Origin of the sequence: Mycobacterium sp. WMMD1722, assembly GCF_049315205.1 — a bacterium.
Lineage (GTDB): Bacteria > Actinomycetota > Actinomycetes > Mycobacteriales > Mycobacteriaceae > Mycobacterium.
Genome location: NZ_CP186056.1, coordinates 60120 through 81230, shown reverse-complemented (window position 1 = coordinate 81230; position 21111 = coordinate 60120). Strand labels below are relative to the sequence as shown.

Sequence of the window (21111 nt, the reverse complement as noted above, 5' to 3'; positions counted from 1 at the left end):
GTCGTTCAGTCGATTTCGCGGATTGCGTTCTCCGGGCAGTTGGCCACGGCATCGCGCGCCGCGTTCTCCAGCCCAGGCGGGATAAGTTCCGGATCGGCGACCGCCCATCCGTCGTCGGTCATGTCGAACACCTCGGGACACATCGTCAGACACATGCCGTGGCCGGCGCAGCGGTCCTCGTCGACGCGCAGCTTCACAGCGTCTCGCCCGTCACGTCGAACTCCAGGTGCAGCTCGGTGAGACCGCGCAGGATGTAGGTCGGAATGTAGGAGTAGCGGCGCTCCCCCGCCGGTCCGTGCTCGGCCTGCGAGATGCGGATGTCGGTGGTGCGGTCCAGGAGCCGCTCCAAACCGACGCGCGTCTCCGCGCGGGCCAGCGGGGCGCCCGGGCAGCTGTGGATGCCGCGGCCGAATGCCAGATGCTGCCGGGCGTTCTTGCGCTCGGGGTCGAACGCGTCGGGATTCTCGAAGCGCCTCGGATCCCGGTTGGCCGCACCGTTGATCACCATCAGCGTCGAGCCGGCGGCGAGCTGCTCCTCGCCGACCTTCACCGGCACCCGCGACAACCGGAAGTCGCCCTTGACCGGGCTCTCGATCCGCAGGCACTCCTCGATGAAGTTCGGCAGCAGGCTGCGGTCGGCCCGCAGCTTCTGCTGGACCTCGGGCTGGTCACCGAGCACCTTGAGCGCGGTGGAGAGCAGCCGCACCGTGGTCTCCTGGCCCGCCGAAAACACGTTGGTCGCCACCCGGACGACGTCGCCGACCTCGGGCATCGTCCCGTCCGGGAACGTCGCGGTGGCCAGTCCGGTCAGCACGTCGTCGCGCGGTTCACGCCTGCGGTCCTCGACGTAGGTGGCGAAGACGTCGTAGAGGTACTCCAGCGGGGTCTTGGTCAGCGTCTTGTCGGCGTTGCCCAGACCGCTGCCGTGGGTGCCGCGGGCCAGCCGTTCGATGAGATCGTCGCGGTCCTCCTCCGGCACCCCGAGCAGATCGGCGATCACGCGCAGGGTGAACGGCGCGGCGAACCCCTTGATGAATTCGCCGCGACCGGGCGCCAGGTATTCGTCGAGGATGTCGTCGGCCAGCGCCCACATCGCGTCCTCGTTCTCCTTGAGGCGCTTCGGGGTGATCAGCCGCATCAGCAACCCGCGATGGTTGGTGTGCGTCGGCGGGTCGAGCGTCGGCAGCTGGTCACTGAAGGGGATCTCGTCGCGGTGCTCGACGATGAGGTCGGTGACGTCGTCACCCTCCAGCGGGACGGGGAACCCCGGGAACGGGCCCGTGACCGAGATGCACGACGAAAACGTCTCGGCGTCGTTGTAGACGTCGACCGCCTCCTGCCAGCCGGTCACCATCGTCACGCCGTAGTGGTCCTCGCGGCTGACCGGGCACTTGTTCCGCAGCGCCTCGTAGAACGGATACGGGTCATCCAGCACTCGGCTGTCCCGGAAGAAATCGACCGCAATGCGATCCTCGGCGGGACCAGCCATACATCACTCCGTTCGCGCTATGAGAACGTAATTCTCGGTTAGTGCGTATTAGGTTTCCATACCCGCTGAGCGGCGTCAACGAGGCACCCGCAGGCCGACCGGCCGACTCGGCCGATCGGTTCGACACCGAACCCCGCGGAGCCCCGACTCTTCACCGCAGAGTACGGATCTTGGGCAAACGCCCAAGATCCGTCGGCGCGCCAGATAACCTTCGCGAATCAGCAAGCAGTTGGTATCGGAGGGGTGCGCGGCGTGACGATGGTCGGCGAACGGGAGACGGACTTCGCGCAGCCATGGGCGCCGCATCGGCTCCGGATCTACACCTGGACCGGCGGTTTCACCTTTGCCGTCTTTCTTCTGGTCACCATCGGTGTCGCCTTCGGAGTCATCGAGCCCAACTTCACCACCGACGTCGTGGTGAACCTGATCTTCGGTGTTCCGGTGATGGTGCTGCCGTTCGTGATCTTCTGGAACGCTCCCGGCGAGAGGCGCACGAGGCTGGACAAAGCCGTCGAACTCTCGCTGTTCTACCTGCCCTACACCGCGGGCAGCCAGATCGGCTATGAGCTGATGTTCCTCGTCGGCCACCCGCTGGGCCTGTGGGCGCCGACCGACGACCCCGGCTGGAAATGGTTGTGGTGGCAGTACGCCCTTGCCGACACCCGATACGTCAGCGGCAATCCGTGGATCTTCGCGCTCGAAGTCGTCGGTGTCATCACCGGGATCACCGTCTTCGTCATGTGGACCCGCCTCATCCGCCGCGACCTCGCGCCCGAGGATCGCATCAAGGCGCTGTGGGTCGCGTTCGCCGGCTGCGCCATCCTGATGAGCAGCACCGCGGTCTATTTCCTGGCGGAGGTGGGCGCCGGCTTCGACAACATCGGACAGGGCGCCTTCGGCCTGTGGTTCAAATTCATCGGGGAGAACGTCCCGTTCATCGTGCTGCCACCGTTCGTCCTGTACTCGATCCATCTGCAGATCGACCACCTGACCCGGCGCGCGGGTGCGGTCGGCATCGAATCCGGGGGTCCCGTTCGCCGGTGAACACGCCGAACGGCTGCTTCCGCTGCGACACCTCAACTACTCAACATTTCGCGTCACGTGCGCTAAGACTGATGGGATGCTCGAGTCGGAGAAGATCCTCGTCACCGGGGCCACGGGCAAGATCGCGTTCCCGATCGCCCGGGCGCTTGCCGCACACAACGAGGTCTGGGGCGCTGCGCGACTCCGTGATCCGGCGGACCGGCGGAAGTTGACCGATGCCGGCATCACGCCGCTGACCCTCGATATGAGCACCGGCAACTTCTCCACACTGCCTGACGACTTCACCTATGTGTTCCATGCCGCCGTCGACACCGGGACCTCTGACTGGCACCGGTGCGTCGACACCAACGCGCAGAAGTCCGGCGATCTGCTCTACCACTGCCGCACGGCAAAGGGGTTCGTGCTCTGTTCCACCGGTTCGATCTACGGCTACCAAGGACAGCGGCCGCTGCGCGAGGACGATCCGCCGGGGGTGCCATCGCGCGCCAACTACAGTTTCTCCAAGGTGGCCGCCGAGGCGGTCTGCACCTGGATCGCCCGGCGACACTCGATACCGCTGACCATCATCCGGATCTGCTCCACCTACGGCCCGCAGGGCGGAGCACCCGCAGATCGGCTCGCGATGATGCTGGCCCACAAACCGATTCGGCTCTACCCGGGCGGCCCCAACTACTACAACCCGATCTACGAGGACGACTACGTCGACCTCGGCATCCGGGCCATGGAAGTGGCCGCCGCGCCGCCGATCGTGGTGAACTGGGCGGGCAGCGAGACGGTCAGTGTCGAGGACTACTGCGCCTACATGGGCGAACTCGTCGGCGTGGACCCGACCTTCGTCTACACCCCTGACGCTCACACCCCGTTGTGGCCGGACGTGACGTACATGCACCAGATCCTCGGTCGGACCAGAGTGCCGTGGCGCGTGGGCTTCCGACGCATGATCGAGGCCCGACATCCCGAGATCGTGCTGGCGTGAGAGGACATGTCGTGCAGTTACCCGGCACCCCCTCCGACGAGGTCCCCGCCGTCCTGGACGAGGGCCGAGGCGACATCACGACGTTGTTCGTGTCCATGGCGACCCGGCATCCCGACGGCGCGGATGCCGACTATCTGCGGTGGCACACCCTCGATCACCGGCCCGAACAACACCGCTTGAGCGCTGTGCGGGCGTCACTGCGTCTGGTCTCCACACCGCGCTGCCGCGCGGCCAGGGCCATCAGCGCGGATGCCCTCGATGCCGTCGACCACGTGATGACCTACTTCTTCACCGATCCCGCGGGAATGGAGCCGTTTCTGGCGCTGTTCAAGGCACTCGGCGATGCCGGACGAAACCTCGCGCTCCTGCCGCCGGTCGAGCGGGGTGTCTACCACGTCGATCGCCGCACGGCGGCGCCCAGGATCAAGGTGGGCGCCGATGTGCTGCCCTGGTGGCCGGTGCGCGGCGTCTACCTCCTGCTTGAACGCGGGAGCCGGCCGACGAACCAGCTTCTCGACGTCGAGGGAGTCGCGGGGATCTGGTCGGCGACGTCGCTCGGGGTGAGCCCGCGCCTGGCGAGCGCGCCCGCCGGACAGACCATCTCGTACCTGTTCCTCGACGAGGATCCCGTGGAGGTTGCCGGACGGCTGAGCCCGGTGCTCACCCAGCGATGGAGCGGTCGGATCGACCCGCTGTTCGCTGCACCGTTCTATCCGGTCGTGCCGCACGAATGGAACCGACATGTGCCGTGACCGGCGGTCCCGTTGAGAGTCGCTAGGGCTGACCGACGCCCACGATGAGCTGAGAGGAGCCCGCCATGTCCTGGGACTTCGAGACCGATCCCGAGTACCAGCGCGTGCTCGACTGGGCCGACGAGTTCGTCCGGGAGGAGGTCGAGCCGCTGGATCTCGCGTTCCCGCACCAGCAGTTCGTCCCGCTCGACGGTGGGCGGCGCGACGCCGTCGACCCGCTCAAGGAGCAGGTCCGGCAGCGGGGACTGTGGGCCACCCATCTCGGGCCGGAGCTCGGCGGCCAGGGATACGGTCAGCTGAAACTGGCCCTGCTCAACGAGATCCTGGGCCGCTCCCAGTGGGCGCCGATCGTCTTCGGATGCCAGGCGCCCGATACCGGGAACGCCGAGATCATCGCGCACTACGGGACCGACGAACAGAAGGAGCGCTATCTGCGGCCCCTGCTCGACGGGGAGTTGTTCTCCTGCTACTCGATGACCGAACCGCATGCGGGTGCCGATCCGACGTTGTTCACCACCCGCGCCGTCCGCGACGGGGACGACTGGATCATCAATGGCCAGAAGTTCTTCTCGTCCAACGCCGCCACGGCCGCATTCCTCATCGTGATGGTGGTGACCGATCCCGATGTCAGCCCATATCAGGGCATGTCGATGTTCCTCGTCCCGACCGACACCCCCGGCGTGCGAATCGCCCGCAACGTCGGTCTGTACGGGGAAGCCGAGAACCAGGGCAGCCATGCGCTGATCCACTACGACAATGTGCGGGTGCCCGCCGAGGCGCTGCTCGGCGGTGAGGGGCAGGCGTTCGTCATCGCGCAGACCCGCCTCGGCGGTGGCCGCATCCATCATGCGATGCGCACGATCGGCCTGGCCCGCAAGGCGCTCGACATGATGTGCGAACGTGCGCTCAGCCGGCAGACACAGGGAAGTCTGTTGTCGGACAAGCAATTCGTCCAGGGCTACATCGCCGACTCCTACGCCCAGCTGCTGCAATTCCGCCTGATGGTGCTCTACACGGCCTGGGAGATCGACAAGTACAACGACTACAGGAAGGTGCGCAAGGACATCGCCGCCGTCAAGGTCGTGATGCCCACCGTCTTGCACGACATCGCCTGGCGTGCCATGCAGGTCCACGGCGCGCTCGGGGTGACCAACGAGATGCCATTCCTCGGAATGGTCACCGGCGCCGCGGTGATGGGACTCGCCGATGGACCCACCGAGGTGCACAAGACCACCGTCGCCAAACAGGTCCTGCGCGACCACCGCGCCACCGACGGCATGTGGCCGAGCGAGTGGATCCCCGGTAAGCGGGAGTCGGCGCGTGCCAAATTCGCCGAGCACCTCGACGCCACCATCGAACGCACCGTGGGGAACCTGTGAGCGGGATCGACACCGCCCGGCTCGCCGCCTGGATGGACCGCGAAGCGCTTCCCGGCGCGGGCGCACCGCTGCACACCCGGTTCCTCTCCGGCGGTACGCAGAACGTCATCTACGAGCTCCGGCGCGGCGATGAACGCTGCGTCCTGCGGATGCCCCCGCCCGGAGCGCCGCCGGACCGTGACAAGGGCATCCTGCGCGAGTGGCGCATCATCGACGCGCTGGACGGCACCGAGGTGCCGCACACCGCGGCGGTCGCAGTGTGTGCCGACCCAACCGTGCTGGGCCGCCCGTTCTATCTGATGGGCTTCGTCGACGGGTGGTCGCCGATGGACGTCGGCGGCCGGTGGCCGGAGCCCTTCGACAGCGACGTAGCGGCTCGGGCGGGGCTCAGTTACCAACTCGCCGAGGGCATCGCGCTGCTGTCGAGGGTGGACTGGCGAGCGCGCGGCCTGTCAGATCTCGGGCGCCCCGAGGGGTACCACGAGCGCCAGGTCGATCGATGGACCGGATTCTTCGAGCGGATCAAGGGCCGCGAGCTCGACGGGCTGGACGCGGCCACCGTATGGTTGCGCACCCACCGGCCGCTGGACTTCATCCCGGGCCTGATGCACGGGGACTACCAGTTCGCCAACGTGATGTACCGCCACGGCGCTCCGGCCGAACTGGCCGCGATCGTCGATTGGGAGATGGGCACGGTCGGCGATCCGAAACTCGACCTGGCGTGGATGGTGCAGAGTTGGCCTGCCGACACCTCGGCGCCCGGCCCTGACGAGATGTCGTACGTGGACATGGCCGGAATGCCCTCGCGCGATCAAGTGGTGGCGCATTACGCCGATGTCTCCGGTCGTCAGGTCGATGATCTGGACTACTACCTGGTGCTGGCCCGCTGGAAACTCGCGATCGTGCTGGAGCAGGGCTTCCAGCGCGCGGGCGACGACGAGAAGCTCCAGGCGTTCGGCCCGATCGTGCCTGCACTGATGCGCTCGGCGGCCGAACTCGCCGAATCCACCGACTACCGATGAAGGCCGCGGTCTGCCCCGTCCACGGTCCGCCGGAGGTGGTGCAGGTGCGGGAGCTGCCCGCACCGGATCTGACTGCGGGCACAGTGCGGGTGCGGGTCAGCGCCGCCGCGGTGAACCATCCCGACGTGCTGCTGATCGCCGATCGTTACCAGGTCAGGGTCGCCCCGCCGTTCGTACCGGGCAGCGAGTTCGCCGGTGAAATCGTCGAGACGAACTCCCCTGCAGCTGGATTCGAGGTCGGGGACCGCGTCACCGGGACCGCAATGTACGGCGCGTTCGCCCAGGAGGTGGTCGTCGATCCCGCCGCTCTGATCCGTATCCCGGCCGGGGTGGACGATCGGGCGGCGGCCGCGTTCGGCGTGGCCCACCGCACCGCGTACCACGCCCTGCGGTCGGTCGCGCGGATCGGTCCGGGTGACGACGTGGTGGTGCTCGGCGCCGGCGGCGGGGTGGGGCTGGCGGCCGTGCAGCTCGCCACCATCCTCGGCGCGGACGTCACCGCCGTCGCGTCGGCGCCAGAGAAGCTGGCGGTCGCGGCGTCATACGGTGCGCGCCATCTGGTCGACCGGTGCGAGGAACCCCTCCGGGAGGCGCTCAGGGCGGCGGTCCCGGACGGAGCGGACGCGGTGATCGACCCGATCGGCGGGGAATCATCCGAACCGGCGATACGGTCGATGCGCCGGGGCGGCCGGTTCGTCACCGTCGGCTACGCCTCCGGCGCCATACCCCGTATCCCGCTCAACCTCGTACTCATCAAAGGCATTGTGCTGCAGGGATTCCAGTTCGGCGACATCGAGCCGGCTGAATTCTTGCGCAACGAGCGCGAACTGTCCGCGCTGCTGAGTTCCGGGCAGGTGCGGCCGCATGTCGGTGCGGTCTACCCCCTCGACGACGCGGTGGCTGCGCTGCGTTTGGTCGCCGACGGGCGCGCGGTCGGCAAGGTCGTGGTCGATCTGGCCTAACTGGCGGGGACGAGGTCGGTGGCCACCGAGCGGCGCGTCATCATGCCGCAACGGAAGATCTCGACCGCACGGTCGGCCGTGGGGTCGTGTCGGCCGACGGCGGCCAGGGCCTGTGACTTGAAGGCGCGGGCGGCCGCGCTGAGTTCGTGGTGGACGGCGTCGACATCGCGGTCCAGCTCGGGCGGACAGGGGTCACCCCACAAGGTCACTTCGGTGAGCCCGTGGTCGAGGGCGTTGCGGACGTGCCGTCGGACGCGCTCGTCGTTCTCGAAGAGATGCGCCGAGACCGATACGGTTTGCGGGTGCGGACGCTCGGCCCAGGACTCGAGCACCGTCTCGAGGTCGAGTACGCAGGCACCCAGGATCTCCAGCGGACGGATGTCATCGCCGGAAGCCGGAATCAGCACGGTGACGTCCCAACCGGCCATCGCCCGGTCGAAGAGCCAGCCTCCGGCGAAGGTGACGGCATCGGCGACGGAGGGGCTGACGACGTCGAATCGGTATCGCATGTCGGTCTCCGGGTTCATCGTGCGGGCGGTTGCGGAGGTGTCGTATTCGGGTCGAAGTCGCGGGCCAGCGACTCCGCGTACTGCTGGAAGACCTCGGCGAGCGGGATTGTGGGGTCGAGCAGCCATGAGGTCTCCATTCCGTTGACGAAGGCGAGGATCTCCACAGCTTTGAGAGCTGCGTCGATCTCCTGGCGGTACCGACCGGCGACCTGACCGCGTCGGATGATCTCGGTGACAATGTCGACGGCCGCCCGCTGACGCATGAGTAGCCGCTCGTGCAGGGGTGCATCCTCGGCGATGTTCTCGACGAGCAGCACGGTGAAGGTGCCGACGAGTTCGGGGGCCCGCTCGAAGCGTTCGGCCACCTTCGAGATCTGCTCGAACAGATCACCCGAGCGGTCGGCGTGGGTGTCGTCGTCCATGTCGCGGGCGTCGAGCACCGCGTTGAGCAGCTGTTCCTTCGATTCGAAGTGATGAAGCAGACCCGCCGGTGTGACCCCCGCTTCGCGGGCGATCTGCGCGAGCGAGGTGCTGCGCCAGCCGTTGCGGGCCAAGAGCCGCTCCGCGACGTGCAGGATCCGTTGCCGACGGTCTTCGCCCTTGGCGAAGAGGGCCGCATAGGGCCGTGGCGACTGCACTGCGGACACTGAACCCCTTTGTTCGCACCAACGTTAAACCAACCTAGTGAACACACAGTAGGTTGGTTACCAGTGATGTGACAAGGGTCTCAGCGCAGAAATGTTTGGACGCCCGTCACACCGCTGGTCAGGCGGGAATTTCGCTACAGACCGAGAGATTTCGCGATGATCACCTTCATCACCTCCGACGTCCCCGCGTAGATGCGGGCGACGCGGGCGTCGTTGTACAGCCGGGCGATCGGATACTCCATCATGTAGCCGTAGCCGCCGAAAAGCTGCAGACAGCGATCCACGGCGCGGGCCTGCACCTCGCTGCAGAACAGCTTCACGCGGGCGGCGTCCTCCCGGGACAGCACACCGTCGACGTGGTCGGCCACCGCCCGGTCGAGCATCGCCTGAGCCGCCTCGATCTCCGTCGACACCGCGGCCAGTTCGAACTTCGTGTTCTGAAACGACGCCACCGGCGTGCCGAACGCCTTGCGATCTCTGACGTAGTCGATGGTGGCGTGCAGCGCTGAGCGAGCCTGCGCGACCGACCCGACGGCCACGGTCAGGCGTTCCTGCGGCAGGTTGTGGCCGAGGTAGCCGAACGCCTCGCCCTCCTCCCCCAGCTGGTTGGCCACCGGGACACGGACGTCGGTGAACGACAGCTCCGCGGTGTCCTGCACCTTGCAGCCCATCTTCTCCAGTTCGCGGCCCCGCTCGAAGCCGGGCATGCCCTCCTCGACCACCAGCAGCGTCAGGCCGCGTCGGCGGTTGTCGGGATCGGTCGACGTGCGTGCCACCACCACGACCAGGTCGGCCTGGATGCCGCCGGTGATGAATGTTTTGGCGCCGTTGAGGACCCACTCGTCACCGTCGCGCACCGCGGTGGTGCGCATCCCCGCGAGATCCGATCCGGTGCCGGGTTCGGTCATCGCGACTGCGGTGAGCAGTGTGCCCGCGGCCAGTCCGGGGAACCAGCGCCGCCGCTGCTCGTCGTTGGCGTAATGCAGGAAGTACGGGAGGATCACCTCGAGTTGGGTGCGGACGGTGGACAGCGTCACCAGAGCCCGGGCCGCCTCCTCCTGGAGGACGACGTTGTAGCGGTAGTCGTCGATCCCGGCGCCGCCGTACTCCTCGGGGATGGCCATGCCGAGCATGCCGAGCGCGCCCATCTGCTTGAAGACGTCGCGCGGCATGCGGCCGGCCTTCTCCCATTGCGGGTACTGCGGAACCACCTCCTTGTCGATGAAGTCGCGGGCCAGCTCGCGGAAGGCCTCGTGATCCTCGGTGAAGAGCTCTCGACGCACAGCGCCTCCTCGGTGGCGGTCGGGAACGGTGGCGGTCTAGGTGACGAGCTCGACCACGGTGGCGTTGGCGGTTCCCCCGCCCTCGCACATGGTCTGCAGCCCGTAGCGAATTCCGTTGTCGCGCATGTGATGGATCATGCGGGTCATCAAGACGGCCCCCGACGCGCCGAGGGGGTGGCCGAGCGCGATCGCACCGCCGAGCGGATTGAGCCGCTGCTCATCGGCGCCGGTCTCGGCCAGCCATGCCAGCGGTACCGGGGCGAACGCCTCGTTGACCTCGAAGACGCCGATGTCGTCGACCCCGAGACCCGCCTTGCTCAGTACCTTCTCGGTCGCCGGGATCGGGCCGGTCAGCATGAGCACCGGATCGGCGCCGGCGACCGCCCCCGCGCGATAGCGGGCGATCGGTGTGAGTCCGCGGCGTGCGGCCTCGTCGGCGGTCATCACCAGCAGCGCCGCCGCGCCGTCGGAGATCTGCGAGGAGTTGCCCGCGTGGATCACGCCGTCGTCGGCGAAGGCCGGCTTGAGGCCGGCGAGTTTCTCGACGGTGGTGCCACGGCGGATTCCTTCGTCGGCGGTGACCGGCGCCCCGTCGTCGGGTGAGACCGGGATGATCTGCGCGTCGAACGCCCCGGCGTCCTGCGCCGCGGCCGCGAGTTCGTGCGAGCGGGCCGAGTATTCGTCGAGCCGGGTGCGCGAGAAGCCCCATTTCTCCGCGATGCGCTCCGCGGAGATGCCCTGGTTGAACGAGAAACCGTCGTAGCGCTCGAGCACCTTGGGCCCGTACGGCATCCCGGTCGCGCGCGCTGCGCCCAGCGGCACCCGACTCATCACCTCGACACCGCCGGCCACCACGACGTCCTGCTGACCTGACATCACTGCCTGCGCGGCGAAGTCGAGCGCCTGCTGGCTGGACCCGCAGGCGCGGTTGACCGTCGTACCGGGGATGCGTTCCGGCCAGCCCGCCGCCAGAACCGCCCACCGGCCGATGTTGCTCGACTGGTCGCCGACCTGCGAGACGCACCCCCAGACGACATCGTCGACGATGTCGGGATCGGTCCCGGCCCGCGCCATCAGCTCGTTGAGCACGACGGCCGACAGGTCGGCGGCGTGCGTTCCGGCCAGTCCGCCGTTGCGTTTGCCGACGGGCGTTCGCACGGCCTCGACGATCACGGTCTCGCGCATCGCTGTTCTCCTGTTCTGCTCACGTGTGCGCCGGGCCGATCGCGCCCTGCTCGCGCAGTGCGGCGATCTCCGTCTCCGACATCCCCAACCCGGCCAGTATCGCGTCGGTGTGCTGGCCGAGCCCGGGTACCGCCCGCATGGGCTGTTCGTATCCCTCGATCACCGGCGGCGGCAGCAGCGCGGAGATCTCGCCATTCGGCGTCTGGACGGCCCGCCACCGGTCGCGGGCGCTCAGCTGCGGATGCCGGACGACCTCGCTGGGCCGGTTGAAGCGGGAGTTTCCGATCCCGGCATCGTCGGCCGTCTTCTGAATGTGCGCGAGATCGTGCTGGGCACACCAGGATCCGATCGCCTCGTTGAGTTGGTCGCGGCGCGCGACGCGGTCGGCGTTGCCCGCGTACGCGGGATCGTCGGCGAGATCGGGCCGTTCGATGATTTCGCGAGCCAGCCGCTGCCACTCCCGGTCGTTGGTGGTGCCCAGGACCACCGTCTGGCCGTCGCGGGTCGCGAAGGCCCCGTACGGCGCGACCGCCGGTGAACTCATTCCGAGTGGTTGCTGGTCCACACCCGAGTGCTGGGTGTAGGTGAGCTGGTAGCCCATGATGTCGGTCATGGTGTCGAAGAGGCTGACCGCGACCGCCGGTGCGGCCCCGGTCGCACCACGGGCGTCCCGGGCGTAGAGCAGGCTGATGATCGACAGCGCGGCATACAGGCCGGTGGAGATGTCGGCCACGGGCGGTCCGGGTTTGGCCGGCATGTCGGGATGCCCGGTGACCGCGCAGGCGCCCGACTCGGCCTGGATCAGCAGATCGTAGGCGCGCTTGTGAGAGATCGGGCCGCCGGCGCCGTAGCCGTCGATCTCGACCGGAATCACCTGCGGGTGGCGGCTTTTCAGATCCGCCGGCGCGATGCCGATACGCGCGGTGGCTCCCGGGGCGAGGTTGGACACCAACACGTCGGCGCCGTCGAGCAGCCGGTGCAGGACTTCGACGCCTGCCGGTGACTTCAGATCGAGGCTCAGCGACTCCTTGTTGCGGTTCGCCCACACGAAATGTGCGGCCTGGCCGCTGACGACGTCGTCGTAGTGACGCGCGAAGTCACCGCCGTCGGGGTTCTCCACCTTGATCACGCGCGCGCCGAAGTCGGCCAGCACCCGGGTGCACATGGGCGCCGACACGGCCTGCTCGAGGGTGACCACGGTGATCCCGGCAAGCGGAGATGGTGTCATCACATCACCATGCCACCATCCACCGGCAGCACCTGTCCGGTGATGTAGGACGCGGCGTCCGACGCCATGAACACGAAGGCCCCGGCGATCTCGACCGGATCGGCCCATCGCTTGAGCGGGATGCGGTTCATCATGGTGGCCGCGAACTTCTCGTTGGTCCTGATGGTCTCGGTCATCGGTGTGGCGGCCAACGGAGCCAGCGCGTTGACGAGGATGTTCTTGGCGGCGAGCTCGCGCGCCAGCGATTTGGTGAAGCCGATGATTCCCGCTTTCGCCGCCGAGTAGTTGACCTGGCCGAGCGTGCCGGTCAGCCCGGCCGCCGAGGTGACGTTGATGACCCGTCCGGTGCCGTCGGTCGGGAGGTAGGGCAGCGCCGCCTGGGTGACGTTGAAGGCGCCCATCACATGGATGTCGAACAGCAGCCGGAACGACTCGGGGCTGGTCTTGGCGAACATCGCCGGCCGGGTGACGCCGGCGTTGTTGACGACGATGTGCAGAGCGCCGCCGGCCAGTGCGGCAGCCTGCTCGGCCGCGGCGTCGGCCGAATCGCGGTCGGCGACGTCGAGTGCCGCCGCGGCGGCTGTCGCGCCCTGCGCCGAGATCTTCGCGGCCACAGCCGTCGCGGCGTCCTCGTGGAGATCGGTCACCAGCACCGCGGCTCCGGCGGCCGCGAGGGCTCCGGCGACCGCGGATCCGATACCGCCCGCGGCGCCGGTGACGAGCGCCGACCTACCGCTGAGGTCGAAATATCCGTTGGGCACCTGTTCTCCTAGTAGCTCTTCGGCAGACCGAGGACGTTCGACCCGAGGAAGTTGAGAATCATCTCCTGGCTGATCGGCGCGATCTTCATCAGCCGAGACTCGCGGAAGAACCGCGAGATGTTGTACTCCTCCGAATAGCCCATGCCGCCATGGGTCTGCAGCGCCCGGTCCGCCGCGTCGAATCCGGCATCCGCGCACAGGTATTTGGCCATGTTGGCCTCGCGCCCGCAGGACATGCCGTTGTCGTAGAGCCACGTCGCCTTGCGCAGCACCAGTTCCGCGGCGTCCAGGCGGGCCAGCGAGTCGGCCAGCGGGAACTGAATGCCCTGGTTCATGCCGATCGGCCGGTTGAAGACGTGGCGCTCGTTGCCGTATCTGACCGCGCGGTCCAGCGCGACGCGGCCGATCCCCAGTGCCTCGGCGGCGATCAGCATGCGCTCGGGGTTGAGGCCGTCGAGGATGTAGAAGAAGCCCCTGCCCTCCTCGCCGACGCGATCTTCGACCGGGATGCGCAGATCGTCGATGAACAGCTCGTTGGAGCTGACGGCGTTGCGGCCCATCTTCGGGATGGGGCGGATATCGACGTGGGCGCGGTCCAGATCGGTCATGAACAGCGTCATGCCGTCGGTCTTCTTGGTGACCTCGTCGTAGGGGGTGGTGCGGGTCAGCAGCAGGATCTTCTCCGACTCCTGCGCTTTGGAGATCCACACCTTGCGGCCATTGACCACATAGTGGTCACCGTCGCGCTTGGCATAGGTGGTGATGCGTGAGGTGTCCAGTCCCGCACCGGGTTCGGTGACACCGAAACAGACGTGCAGGTCCCCGCTCGCGATGCGGGGCAGGGTGCGTTCCTTGAGCTCGTCGGAGCCGTGCTTGATCACCGGGTGCATCCCGAAGATCGACATGTGAATCGAGCTGGCGGCGTTCATTCCGCCGCCCGAGCGCGCGACCGCCTCGGCGAGCAGCGTGGCCTCGGTGATCCCCAGGCCGTGGCCGCCGTACGCCTCGGGGATGGTCATTCCCAGCCAGCCACCGCCGGCGATGGCGTCATAGAACTCGGTGGGGAACTCGTGCGCCAGGTCTTTCTGCATCCAGTAGTGGTCGTCGAACTTCGAGGCGAGTTCGCCGACGGACGTATAGATCAGCTGCTGATCCTCGGTCAGCTCGAAACTCATCCCGGCAGACACTGCCCTCTCCTCTGCTCGTTGCATCATGGGTGTTTCACCACGGTTCACCGGAGCGACGGTGGACCGTCACCCGGCGAATCGTGGTACCGGCGAACTGTGGCACCGGGGTCAGTCGCGTGCGCCGCTGACCGCCTTGGCGTTGGCCTGGAAATCGGCGAAGCTGGTCTTGTCACCCTGCCGCTCGTGGCTCAGCGCCCGGATGGACACGTCGTGCCCCTCGGCGGCCTTACGCAGTGCGCCGACCGTGGCCTGTTCCTTCGGTACGTGCGTGAACGGCTCGAACTGGTACCAGCGCATGGCGTTCTCGTGGGTGATCTTGTTGATCTCGTCGTCGGGAACCTCGTAGGTGTCGAACACCGCGCCGAGTTCCTCCGGAGCACCCGGCCACATCGAGTCCGAGTGCGGGTAATCCATCTCCCAGCAGATGTTGTCGATGCCGATCATGTGCCGGTTCTTCACTCCGACCGGATCGGAGATGAAACAGGTGAGGAAGTGCTCGCGGAACACCTCGGACGGCAACTTGCCGCCGAAGTTCTGATGCGTCCACGTGGAGTGCATGTCATACGTGCGGTCCACCCGGTCGAGGAAATACGGGATCCAGCCCGTGCCGCCCTCGGACAGGGCGATCTTCAGCGTGGGAAACTCCTTGATCGGCGCCGACCACAGCAGGTCCGCAGCCGCCTGCACGATGTTCATCGGCTGCAGCGTGATCATCACGTCCATCGGGGCATCCGGTGCGGTGATGGCCAGTTTGCCCGACGAGCCGATGTGGACGTTCATGATCGTCTCGGTCTCGACCAGCGCCTCCCACAGCGGCCGCCAGTGCTCCAGATCGTGGAACGACGGATACCCCAGTGTCGAGGGGTTCTCGGTGAAGGTCAGCGAGTGCACACCCTTCTCCGAGACGCGACGGACCTCCTGGGCGCACAGGTCGGGGTCCCAGATCGCCGGGATCGCCATCGGGATGAAGCGTCCCGGGTTGCTGCCGCACCATTCGTCGATGTGCCAGTCGTTGTAGGCCTGCACCAGCGCCAGCGAGAAGTCGGCGTCCTCGGTGGCGAACAGCCGCGCGGCGAAGCCGGGGAACGACGGGAAGTTCATGGTGGCCAGCACCCCGCCGGCGTTCATGTCCTTGACCCGCTCGTCGGGGTCGTAACAGCCCTTGCGGATCTCGTCGAGGCCCTGGGGCTCCAGCCCGTACTCCTCCTTGGGCCGGCCGGCCACCGCGTTGAGTGCGACGTTCGGGATGACGGTGTCGCGGAACTGCCAGGTGTCCGAACCGTCCGCGTTGTGGACGAGCCGGGGCGCGTCGTCGCGGTACTTGGCGGGCAGGTGGTTCTTGAACATGCCGGGTGGCTCGATGATGTGGTCGTCCACACTGATCAAGATCATGTCTTCGTGCTTCACGGCGTTCCTTTCGAGCGGATGTCCGGCATCGCGCCACCCGGATGTTCTCCAAACTAGGAAACTATCTTCTCCGTCTGAGAGAATCAACGCAGCGGATCGCTTCTGCCTGCATTTTCACTACCGCTCGGGCGCGCAGGCGCCGCATCGGGACGGCGTCTATTGACCGCCGACGCAGATGTGTGGAAATCTGTTAGTCGAAAACGAGAACCTGATTCTCGCAGCTGAGAATCGGCGCAATGCGGCCTCGAGAGGAGACGCCTGTGCGGTTGGCCCCCCTAACGGCCGATCAGTGGGACGACGACGTGCGGCGCGGCCTGTCGGTGATGCTCCCGGAGGACCGGCAGAACCCGCAGGCGGCGGGCAACCTGCTGGCGACCCTGGCCCGGCACCCGAAGCTCACGCGGGCCTTCCTGCGCTTCAACGTGCACCTGCTGTTCGACTCGACGCTCCCGCCGCGGCTGCGCGAGCTGGCGGTGTTGCGCGTCGCTCACCTCCTCGATTCCGAGTACGAGTGGCGCCACCACGTCCACATGGGCCGCGACGTCGGCCTGACCGACGAGCAGATCGACGGCGCGGCTCGCGGCGAAGCCGTCGACGAACTCGACCAGGCGGTGCTCACAGCGGCCAACGAGCTGCAGGCCAAGGCCAACGTGAGCGACCGGACATGGGACATCCTGAGCGCCCACCTCGACGAGCAGCAACTCATGGACCTCATCTTCACCATCGGTTGCTATGGCGCCCTGGCCATGGCGATCAACACATTCGGCGTCGAACCCGACCCCACCTGACGCAGAGAGGCAACACCACCGTGGCGTTTTTCAAGAAGCCCGACGTCGGCAGCTGGACCGAGAACTGGCCCGAGCTCGGCACTGCACCGGTCAACTACGAGGACTCGATCGACCCCGAGCAGTGGAAGCTCGAGCAGCAGGCGATCTTCCGCAAGACCTGGCTGCAGATGGGTCGCATCGAACTCATCCCCAAGAAGGGCAGCTACATCACCCGCGAACTCCCGTCGGTGGGCCCGGGAACGTCCATCGTCATCGTGAACGACGGAGAACAGGTCCGCGCCTTTTACAACATGTGCCGCCACCGCGGAAACAAGTTGGTGTGGAACGACTATCCCGGCGAGGAGGTGTCCGGCACCTGCCGCCAGTTCGTCTGCAAGTACCACGCCTGGCGCTACAACCTCAAGGGCGACCTGACGTTCGTGCAGCAGGAACAGGAATTCTTCGACCTCGACAAGCAGGACTACCCGCTCAAGGCGGTGCGCTGCGAGGTCTGGGAGGGCTTCATCTTCGTCAACTTCGATGATGACGCGGTCTCGCTGGAGGAGTACCTGGGCGAATTCGGCCAAGGCCTGAAGGGCTACCCGTTCCACGAGATGACCGAGCACTACAGCTACCGCTCCGAGGTCAAAGCGAACTGGAAGCTGTTCATCGACGCGTTCGTCGAGTTCTACCACGCGCCGATCCTGCACATGAAGCAGGCGGAGAAGGAGGAGGCCGAGAAGCTGGCCAAGTTCGGCTTCGAGGCGCTGCACTACGACATCAAGGGCGATCACTCGATGATCTCGTCCTGGGGCGGGATGAGCCCGCCCAAGGACCTCAAGATGGTGAAGCCGATCGAGCGGATCCTGCACAGCGGCCTGTTCGGCCCCTGGGACCGGCCCGACATCAAAGGCATTCTGCCCGACGAGTTGCCGCCGGCGATCAACCCCGGACGCCACAAGACCTGGGGCCAGGATTCCTTCGAGTTCTTCCCGAACTTCACCCTGCTTTTTTGGGTGCCCGGCTGGTACCTGACCTACAACTACTGGCCGACCGGCGTGGACAGCCACATCTTCGAGGCCGATCTGTACTTCGTGCCCCCGAAGAACCTGCGCGAGCGGCTGTCCCAGGAACTCGCCGCGGTGACCTTCAAGGAGTACGCATTCCAGGACGCGAACACTCTGGAGGCCACGCAGACCCAGATCGGTACGCGCGCGGTCCTCGACTTCCCGCTGTGCGACCAGGAGATCCTGCTGCGCCACCTGCACCACACCGCGCACAAGTACGTGGACCGCTACAAGGAAGGGCAGGCGAACGGCAACGGTACCGCCGCAAACGGCAAGCACGCCGCCAGTGACGACAAGTCCCAGAGGAAGGACGAGGTGAATGTCTAAGCTGCCCGAGGAATTCGCGGATCTGGAACGGTTCTCTGACTGGTGCCTGCCCACCGAGGAGGAGCGCTACCAGAAGCGGCTGAACTCCACCATGGAGGAGATGCAGGAGCTCTACGATGCCGGAATGGCGCGCCTCGAGGACATCATGGTCTACGTCGACGCCCGCTTCCCGCTTGCCGGTATGCCCGACGATGCGAAGGCGCTGGTGCATCTGGGACAGTCGATCGTCATGGTGAGTTTCCCGATCGAGGTGTGGAAGCAGCCGCGGGTGCTCGACAGCGGCGCAGCCTACATCCAACTGGTCAAGGAGCCGGTGGTCTGAGTTGTCTGCTCTTCGCGCGAGCGGCTCATCGCCGGGTGCCGTCACCCTCAGAGCTGCAGGACTTCTCGACGTCGACGCCGGGAAGATCGTCCGGCCGGGCGTCCTCACGATCGACGACGGCCGGATCGTCGAGGTCGGCGGCGAGGTGCCCGCCGGCGCGGAGGTGATCGACCTCGGCGACTCGATTCTGCTGCCCGGCCTGATGGACATGGAGGTCAACCTGCTCATGGGCGGCCGGGGCGAGAACCCCGGGCTGTCCCAGGTACAGGATGACCCGCCGACCCGCGTGCTGCGTGCGGTCGGCAACGCCCGGCGGACCCTGCGGGCCGGTTTCACCACCGTGCGCAACCTCGGTCTGTTCGTCAAGACCGGCGGCTACCTGCTCGACGTCGCGCTCGGCAAGGCCATCGACGCCGGCTGGATCGACGGCCCCCGTGTGGTGCCGGCCGGGCACGCGATCACGCCGACCGGCGGCCACCTCGATCCGACGATGTTCGCCGCGTTCATGCCCGGCGCGCTGGAGCTGACCATCGAGGAGGGCATCGCCAACGGTGTCGACGAGATCCGAAAGGCGGTGCGCTACCAGATCAAACACGGCGCCCAGCTGATCAAGGTCTGCGTGTCCGGCGGCGTGATGTCGCTGACCGGAGAGGCCGGCGCCCAACACTATTCGGATGAGGAGCTGCGGGCGATCGTCGACGAGGCGCACCGGCGGGGACTGCGTGTCGCCGCGCACACCCACGGCGCCGAAGCAGTCAAGCACGCGGTGGCGTGCGGAATCGATTGCATCGAGCACGGCTTCCTCATGGATGACGAGGCGATCCAGATGCTCGTCGACAACGACCGTTTCCTGGTCACCACCCGCCGGCTGGCCCAGGCCATGGACGTCTCGAGGGCGCCGAAAGAGCTGCAGGACAAGGCGGCCGAGATGTTCCCGAAGGCCGAGACCTCGATCAAGGCCGCCTACGAGGCCGGGGTGAAGATCGCCGTCGGCACCGACGCACCGGCCATCCCCCACGGCCGCAACGCCGACGAGCTGGTCACGCTGGTCGAATGGGGTATGCCGCCGGATGCGGTGCTGCGCGCCGCGACCACCGTCGCCGCCGACCTGATCAACGTCACCGACCGGGGACGGCTCGCCAAGGGACAGCTGGCCGACGTCATCGCCGTGCCCGGTGACCCCCTGGCCGACATCACCGTTACACAGCGAGTCAACTTCGTAATGAAGGGCGGTAGGGTCTTCAAGAATGACGCCAACACGAACTGAGGACCTGGTCGACATCCAGCAACTCCTCGCGAAGTACGCGGTGACCATCACCCAGGGCGACATCGACGGGCTGATCAGTGTGTTCACTCCCGACGGCACCTACAGCGCGTTCGGTGAGACCTATACGCTCAACCGGTTCCCCGTGCTGGTCGATGCAGCCCCCAAGGGCCTGTTCCTGACCGGCACGGCGCTGGTGGACCTCACCGAGGGCGCGGACACCGCCTCGGGCACGCAGCCCCTGTGCTTCATCGAGCACTCGCAGCACGATATGCGCATCGGCTACTACCGCGACACCTACCTTCGGACCGAGGGCGGCTGGCGGTTGAAGACGCGGGCGATGACGTTCATCCGCCGCAGCGGCGACCACGACCACGGTCGGCCGCACGCCATTGGAAGGCCCGAAGCCGGATGACCGACCTGCACGAGCCTGCCGCGTTCCGTGCCGCGCTGCGAGAGTGGCTCTCGCACAACGATCTGACCCCGCCGCGGGACCAGTCGCTGCAGGGCCACCTGCAACAGTTCGCCCGCGTCCAGCGGGCGCTCTACGACGCCGGGTGGAGCCGCTACGGCTGGCCGGTGCAGGCCGGTGGTCTGGGTGGACCGGATCTGCTGCGGGCCATCGTCGGTGAAGAGGTCGTCGGGAGAAGACTCGTCGAGCCGGGTCCGTACTCGATGCTCGACGTGCTGGCGCCGACGATGATCGACTATGCGTCACCCGAACTCGCCGCCGAAATGGTGCCCCGACTGCTCAGCGGCGAGGAACAGTGGTGCCAGGGCTTCTCCGAACCGGGGTCGGGCAGCGACCTCGCGTCGCTGACAACGCGGGCCGTCCAGCAGGGTGACACCTGGGTGATCAACGGCCAGAAGGTGTGGACCAGCTTCGCCCAGTTCTCGCGCCGGTGCATCCTGCTGACCCGCACCGGCGACGCGGACACGCCGAATCACGAGTCGATCACCGCATTCTTCGTCGATCTGGACACCCCGGGGATCTCGGTGCGGCCGTTGCGGACCATGCACGGCGTCGACGAGTTCTGCGAGGTGTACTTCGACGATGTCGCGGTCGACGGAGCTCGCATGCTCGGTCAACCCGGAGACGGCTGGCGCCTGGCGATGGACCTGCTGCCCTACGAACGCTCGACGTGCTTCTGGCAGCGCATCGCCTACCTGTACTCGCGATTCGACGCGCTGGTCGAGGGGGTCAAACGGCAAGGCCAGGTCGTGGACACGGACATGGGCGAGGCCTACCTCGCGCTGCACACGCTGCGCTGCCGCTCGCGAGCCACCCAGCACCGGCTGGCCGAGGGACACAAGCTGGGACCGGACACCTCGATCGACAAGGTGCTGCTCGCGACCGCCGAACAACGCCTCTACGACACGGTCCGCGATCTACTGCCGGGAGCCGTCGAACTCGACGACACCGAGTGGCGCACCGAATACCTGTACTCACGGGCGGCGACGATCTACGGCGGCACCGCCGAAGTGCAACGCAACATCATCGCGCGGCGTCTGCTGGACCTCGGAAAGGAGTGA

22 protein-coding genes are annotated in these 21111 nt (G+C 67.0%); 12 read left to right on the top strand and 10 right to left on the bottom strand.

Annotated features, from left to right (window positions below; all coding sequences use genetic code 11):
- Positions 1 to 5: 5 nt before the first annotated feature.
- A complete protein-coding gene (locus tag ACN27E_RS00410; RefSeq protein ID WP_422746014.1) occupies positions 6 to 197 on the bottom strand; it encodes a ferredoxin in 192 nt (63 codons plus the stop codon).
- A complete protein-coding gene (locus ACN27E_RS00405) occupies positions 194 to 1489 on the bottom strand; it encodes a cytochrome P450 (RefSeq protein WP_422746012.1) in 1296 nt (431 codons plus the stop codon). Before ACN27E_RS00405 ends, ACN27E_RS00410 begins: the two co-directional genes overlap by 4 nt.
- Before the next feature lie 258 nt (positions 1490 to 1747).
- On the opposite strand from ACN27E_RS00405, the gene ACN27E_RS00400 reads away from it, so the two are divergent.
- The 6 genes from ACN27E_RS00400 to ACN27E_RS00375 all read left to right on the top strand — a co-directional run bounded on the left by ACN27E_RS00400 (position 1748) and on the right by ACN27E_RS00375 (position 7624).
- The gene (locus tag ACN27E_RS00400; RefSeq protein WP_422750147.1) at positions 1748 to 2533 is read left to right on the top strand and encodes an emopamil-binding protein; all 786 of its coding nucleotides are present in this window, start codon (positions 1748 to 1750) and stop codon (positions 2531 to 2533) included.
- A gap of 76 nt (positions 2534 to 2609) precedes the next feature.
- Positions 2610 to 3509: an NAD-dependent epimerase/dehydratase family protein gene (locus tag ACN27E_RS00395; protein WP_422746011.1), complete on the top strand. Its 900-nt coding sequence runs from the start codon at positions 2610 to 2612 to the stop codon at positions 3507 to 3509.
- A gap of 11 nt (positions 3510 to 3520) precedes the next feature.
- The gene (locus tag ACN27E_RS00390; protein ID WP_422746009.1) at positions 3521 to 4261 is read left to right on the top strand and encodes a hypothetical protein; all 741 of its coding nucleotides are present in this window, start codon (positions 3521 to 3523) and stop codon (positions 4259 to 4261) included.
- A gap of 65 nt (positions 4262 to 4326) precedes the next feature.
- Positions 4327 to 5640: an acyl-CoA dehydrogenase family protein gene (locus ACN27E_RS00385; RefSeq protein WP_422746007.1), complete on the top strand. Its 1314-nt coding sequence runs from the start codon at positions 4327 to 4329 to the stop codon at positions 5638 to 5640.
- A 32-nt stretch (positions 5641 to 5672) separates the two neighbouring features.
- Complete coding sequence (locus tag ACN27E_RS00380; RefSeq protein WP_422750145.1) at positions 5673 to 6662, top strand: phosphotransferase family protein; 990 nt, start codon at positions 5673 to 5675, stop codon at positions 6660 to 6662.
- Positions 6659 to 7624: an NADPH:quinone oxidoreductase family protein gene (locus ACN27E_RS00375; RefSeq protein WP_422746006.1), complete on the top strand. Its 966-nt coding sequence runs from the start codon at positions 6659 to 6661 to the stop codon at positions 7622 to 7624. The genes ACN27E_RS00380 and ACN27E_RS00375 overlap by 4 nt, the downstream gene beginning before the upstream one ends.
- On the opposite strand, the gene ACN27E_RS00370 is transcribed toward ACN27E_RS00375, so the two are convergent.
- The 8 genes from ACN27E_RS00370 to ACN27E_RS00335 form a co-directional block, all read right to left on the bottom strand.
- Entirely contained in the window at positions 7621 to 8133 is a 513-nt protein-coding gene (locus ACN27E_RS00370) for a hypothetical protein (protein ID WP_422746005.1), read from the bottom strand. The genes ACN27E_RS00375 and ACN27E_RS00370 overlap by 4 nt on opposite strands.
- Positions 8134 to 8147: 14 nt before the next feature.
- The gene (locus ACN27E_RS00365) at positions 8148 to 8780 is read right to left on the bottom strand and encodes a TetR/AcrR family transcriptional regulator (protein ID WP_422746004.1); all 633 of its coding nucleotides are present in this window, start codon (positions 8778 to 8780) and stop codon (positions 8148 to 8150) included.
- A 134-nt stretch (positions 8781 to 8914) separates the two neighbouring features.
- Entirely contained in the window at positions 8915 to 10063 is a 1149-nt protein-coding gene (locus ACN27E_RS00360) for an acyl-CoA dehydrogenase family protein (RefSeq protein WP_422746002.1), read from the bottom strand.
- Positions 10064 to 10099: 36 nt separating this feature from the next.
- The gene (locus ACN27E_RS00355; RefSeq protein ID WP_422746001.1) at positions 10100 to 11248 is read right to left on the bottom strand and encodes a thiolase family protein; all 1149 of its coding nucleotides are present in this window, start codon (positions 11246 to 11248) and stop codon (positions 10100 to 10102) included.
- Positions 11249 to 11267: 19 nt separating this feature from the next.
- Positions 11268 to 12476, bottom strand: a complete 1209-nt coding sequence (locus ACN27E_RS00350) for a CaiB/BaiF CoA transferase family protein (protein ID WP_422745999.1) — start codon at positions 12474 to 12476, stop codon at positions 11268 to 11270.
- On the bottom strand, positions 12476 to 13237 hold the full coding sequence (locus tag ACN27E_RS00345; protein WP_422745998.1) for an SDR family oxidoreductase: 762 nt from the start codon (positions 13235 to 13237) through the stop codon (positions 12476 to 12478). The genes ACN27E_RS00350 and ACN27E_RS00345 overlap by 1 nt, the downstream gene beginning before the upstream one ends.
- Before the next feature lie 8 nt (positions 13238 to 13245).
- Complete coding sequence (locus ACN27E_RS00340; RefSeq protein WP_422745996.1) at positions 13246 to 14412, bottom strand: acyl-CoA dehydrogenase family protein; 1167 nt, start codon at positions 14410 to 14412, stop codon at positions 13246 to 13248.
- A 120-nt stretch (positions 14413 to 14532) separates the two neighbouring features.
- The gene (locus ACN27E_RS00335; RefSeq protein ID WP_422745995.1) at positions 14533 to 15831 is read right to left on the bottom strand and encodes an amidohydrolase family protein; all 1299 of its coding nucleotides are present in this window, start codon (positions 15829 to 15831) and stop codon (positions 14533 to 14535) included.
- 260 nt (positions 15832 to 16091) lie between these two features.
- Here ACN27E_RS00335 and ACN27E_RS00330 point away from each other — a divergent pair, with 260 nt between their 5' ends.
- Genes ACN27E_RS00330 through ACN27E_RS00305 form a run of 6 tightly spaced genes read left to right on the top strand, consistent with a single transcriptional unit; the run spans position 16092 to position 21111 of the window.
- On the top strand, positions 16092 to 16619 hold the full coding sequence (locus ACN27E_RS00330; RefSeq protein ID WP_422745993.1) for a carboxymuconolactone decarboxylase family protein: 528 nt from the start codon (positions 16092 to 16094) through the stop codon (positions 16617 to 16619).
- 20 nt (positions 16620 to 16639) lie between these two features.
- Entirely contained in the window at positions 16640 to 17992 is a 1353-nt protein-coding gene (locus ACN27E_RS00325; protein WP_422745991.1) for an aromatic ring-hydroxylating oxygenase subunit alpha, read from the top strand.
- Positions 17985 to 18314 (top strand): hypothetical protein, encoded by a 330-nt coding sequence (locus ACN27E_RS00320; protein ID WP_422745989.1) that lies wholly within the window; start codon positions 17985 to 17987, stop codon positions 18312 to 18314. Before ACN27E_RS00325 ends, ACN27E_RS00320 begins: the two co-directional genes overlap by 8 nt.
- 1 nt (position 18315) lies before the next feature.
- Entirely contained in the window at positions 18316 to 19581 is a 1266-nt protein-coding gene (locus ACN27E_RS00315; protein WP_422745987.1) for an amidohydrolase family protein, read from the top strand.
- Positions 19562 to 19993, top strand: coding sequence for a nuclear transport factor 2 family protein (locus ACN27E_RS00310; RefSeq protein WP_422745985.1), 432 nt, complete (start codon positions 19562 to 19564; stop codon positions 19991 to 19993). The genes ACN27E_RS00315 and ACN27E_RS00310 overlap by 20 nt, the downstream gene beginning before the upstream one ends.
- Positions 19990 to 21111 (top strand): acyl-CoA dehydrogenase family protein, encoded by a 1122-nt coding sequence (locus ACN27E_RS00305; RefSeq protein ID WP_422745983.1) that lies wholly within the window; start codon positions 19990 to 19992, stop codon positions 21109 to 21111. Before ACN27E_RS00310 ends, ACN27E_RS00305 begins: the two co-directional genes overlap by 4 nt.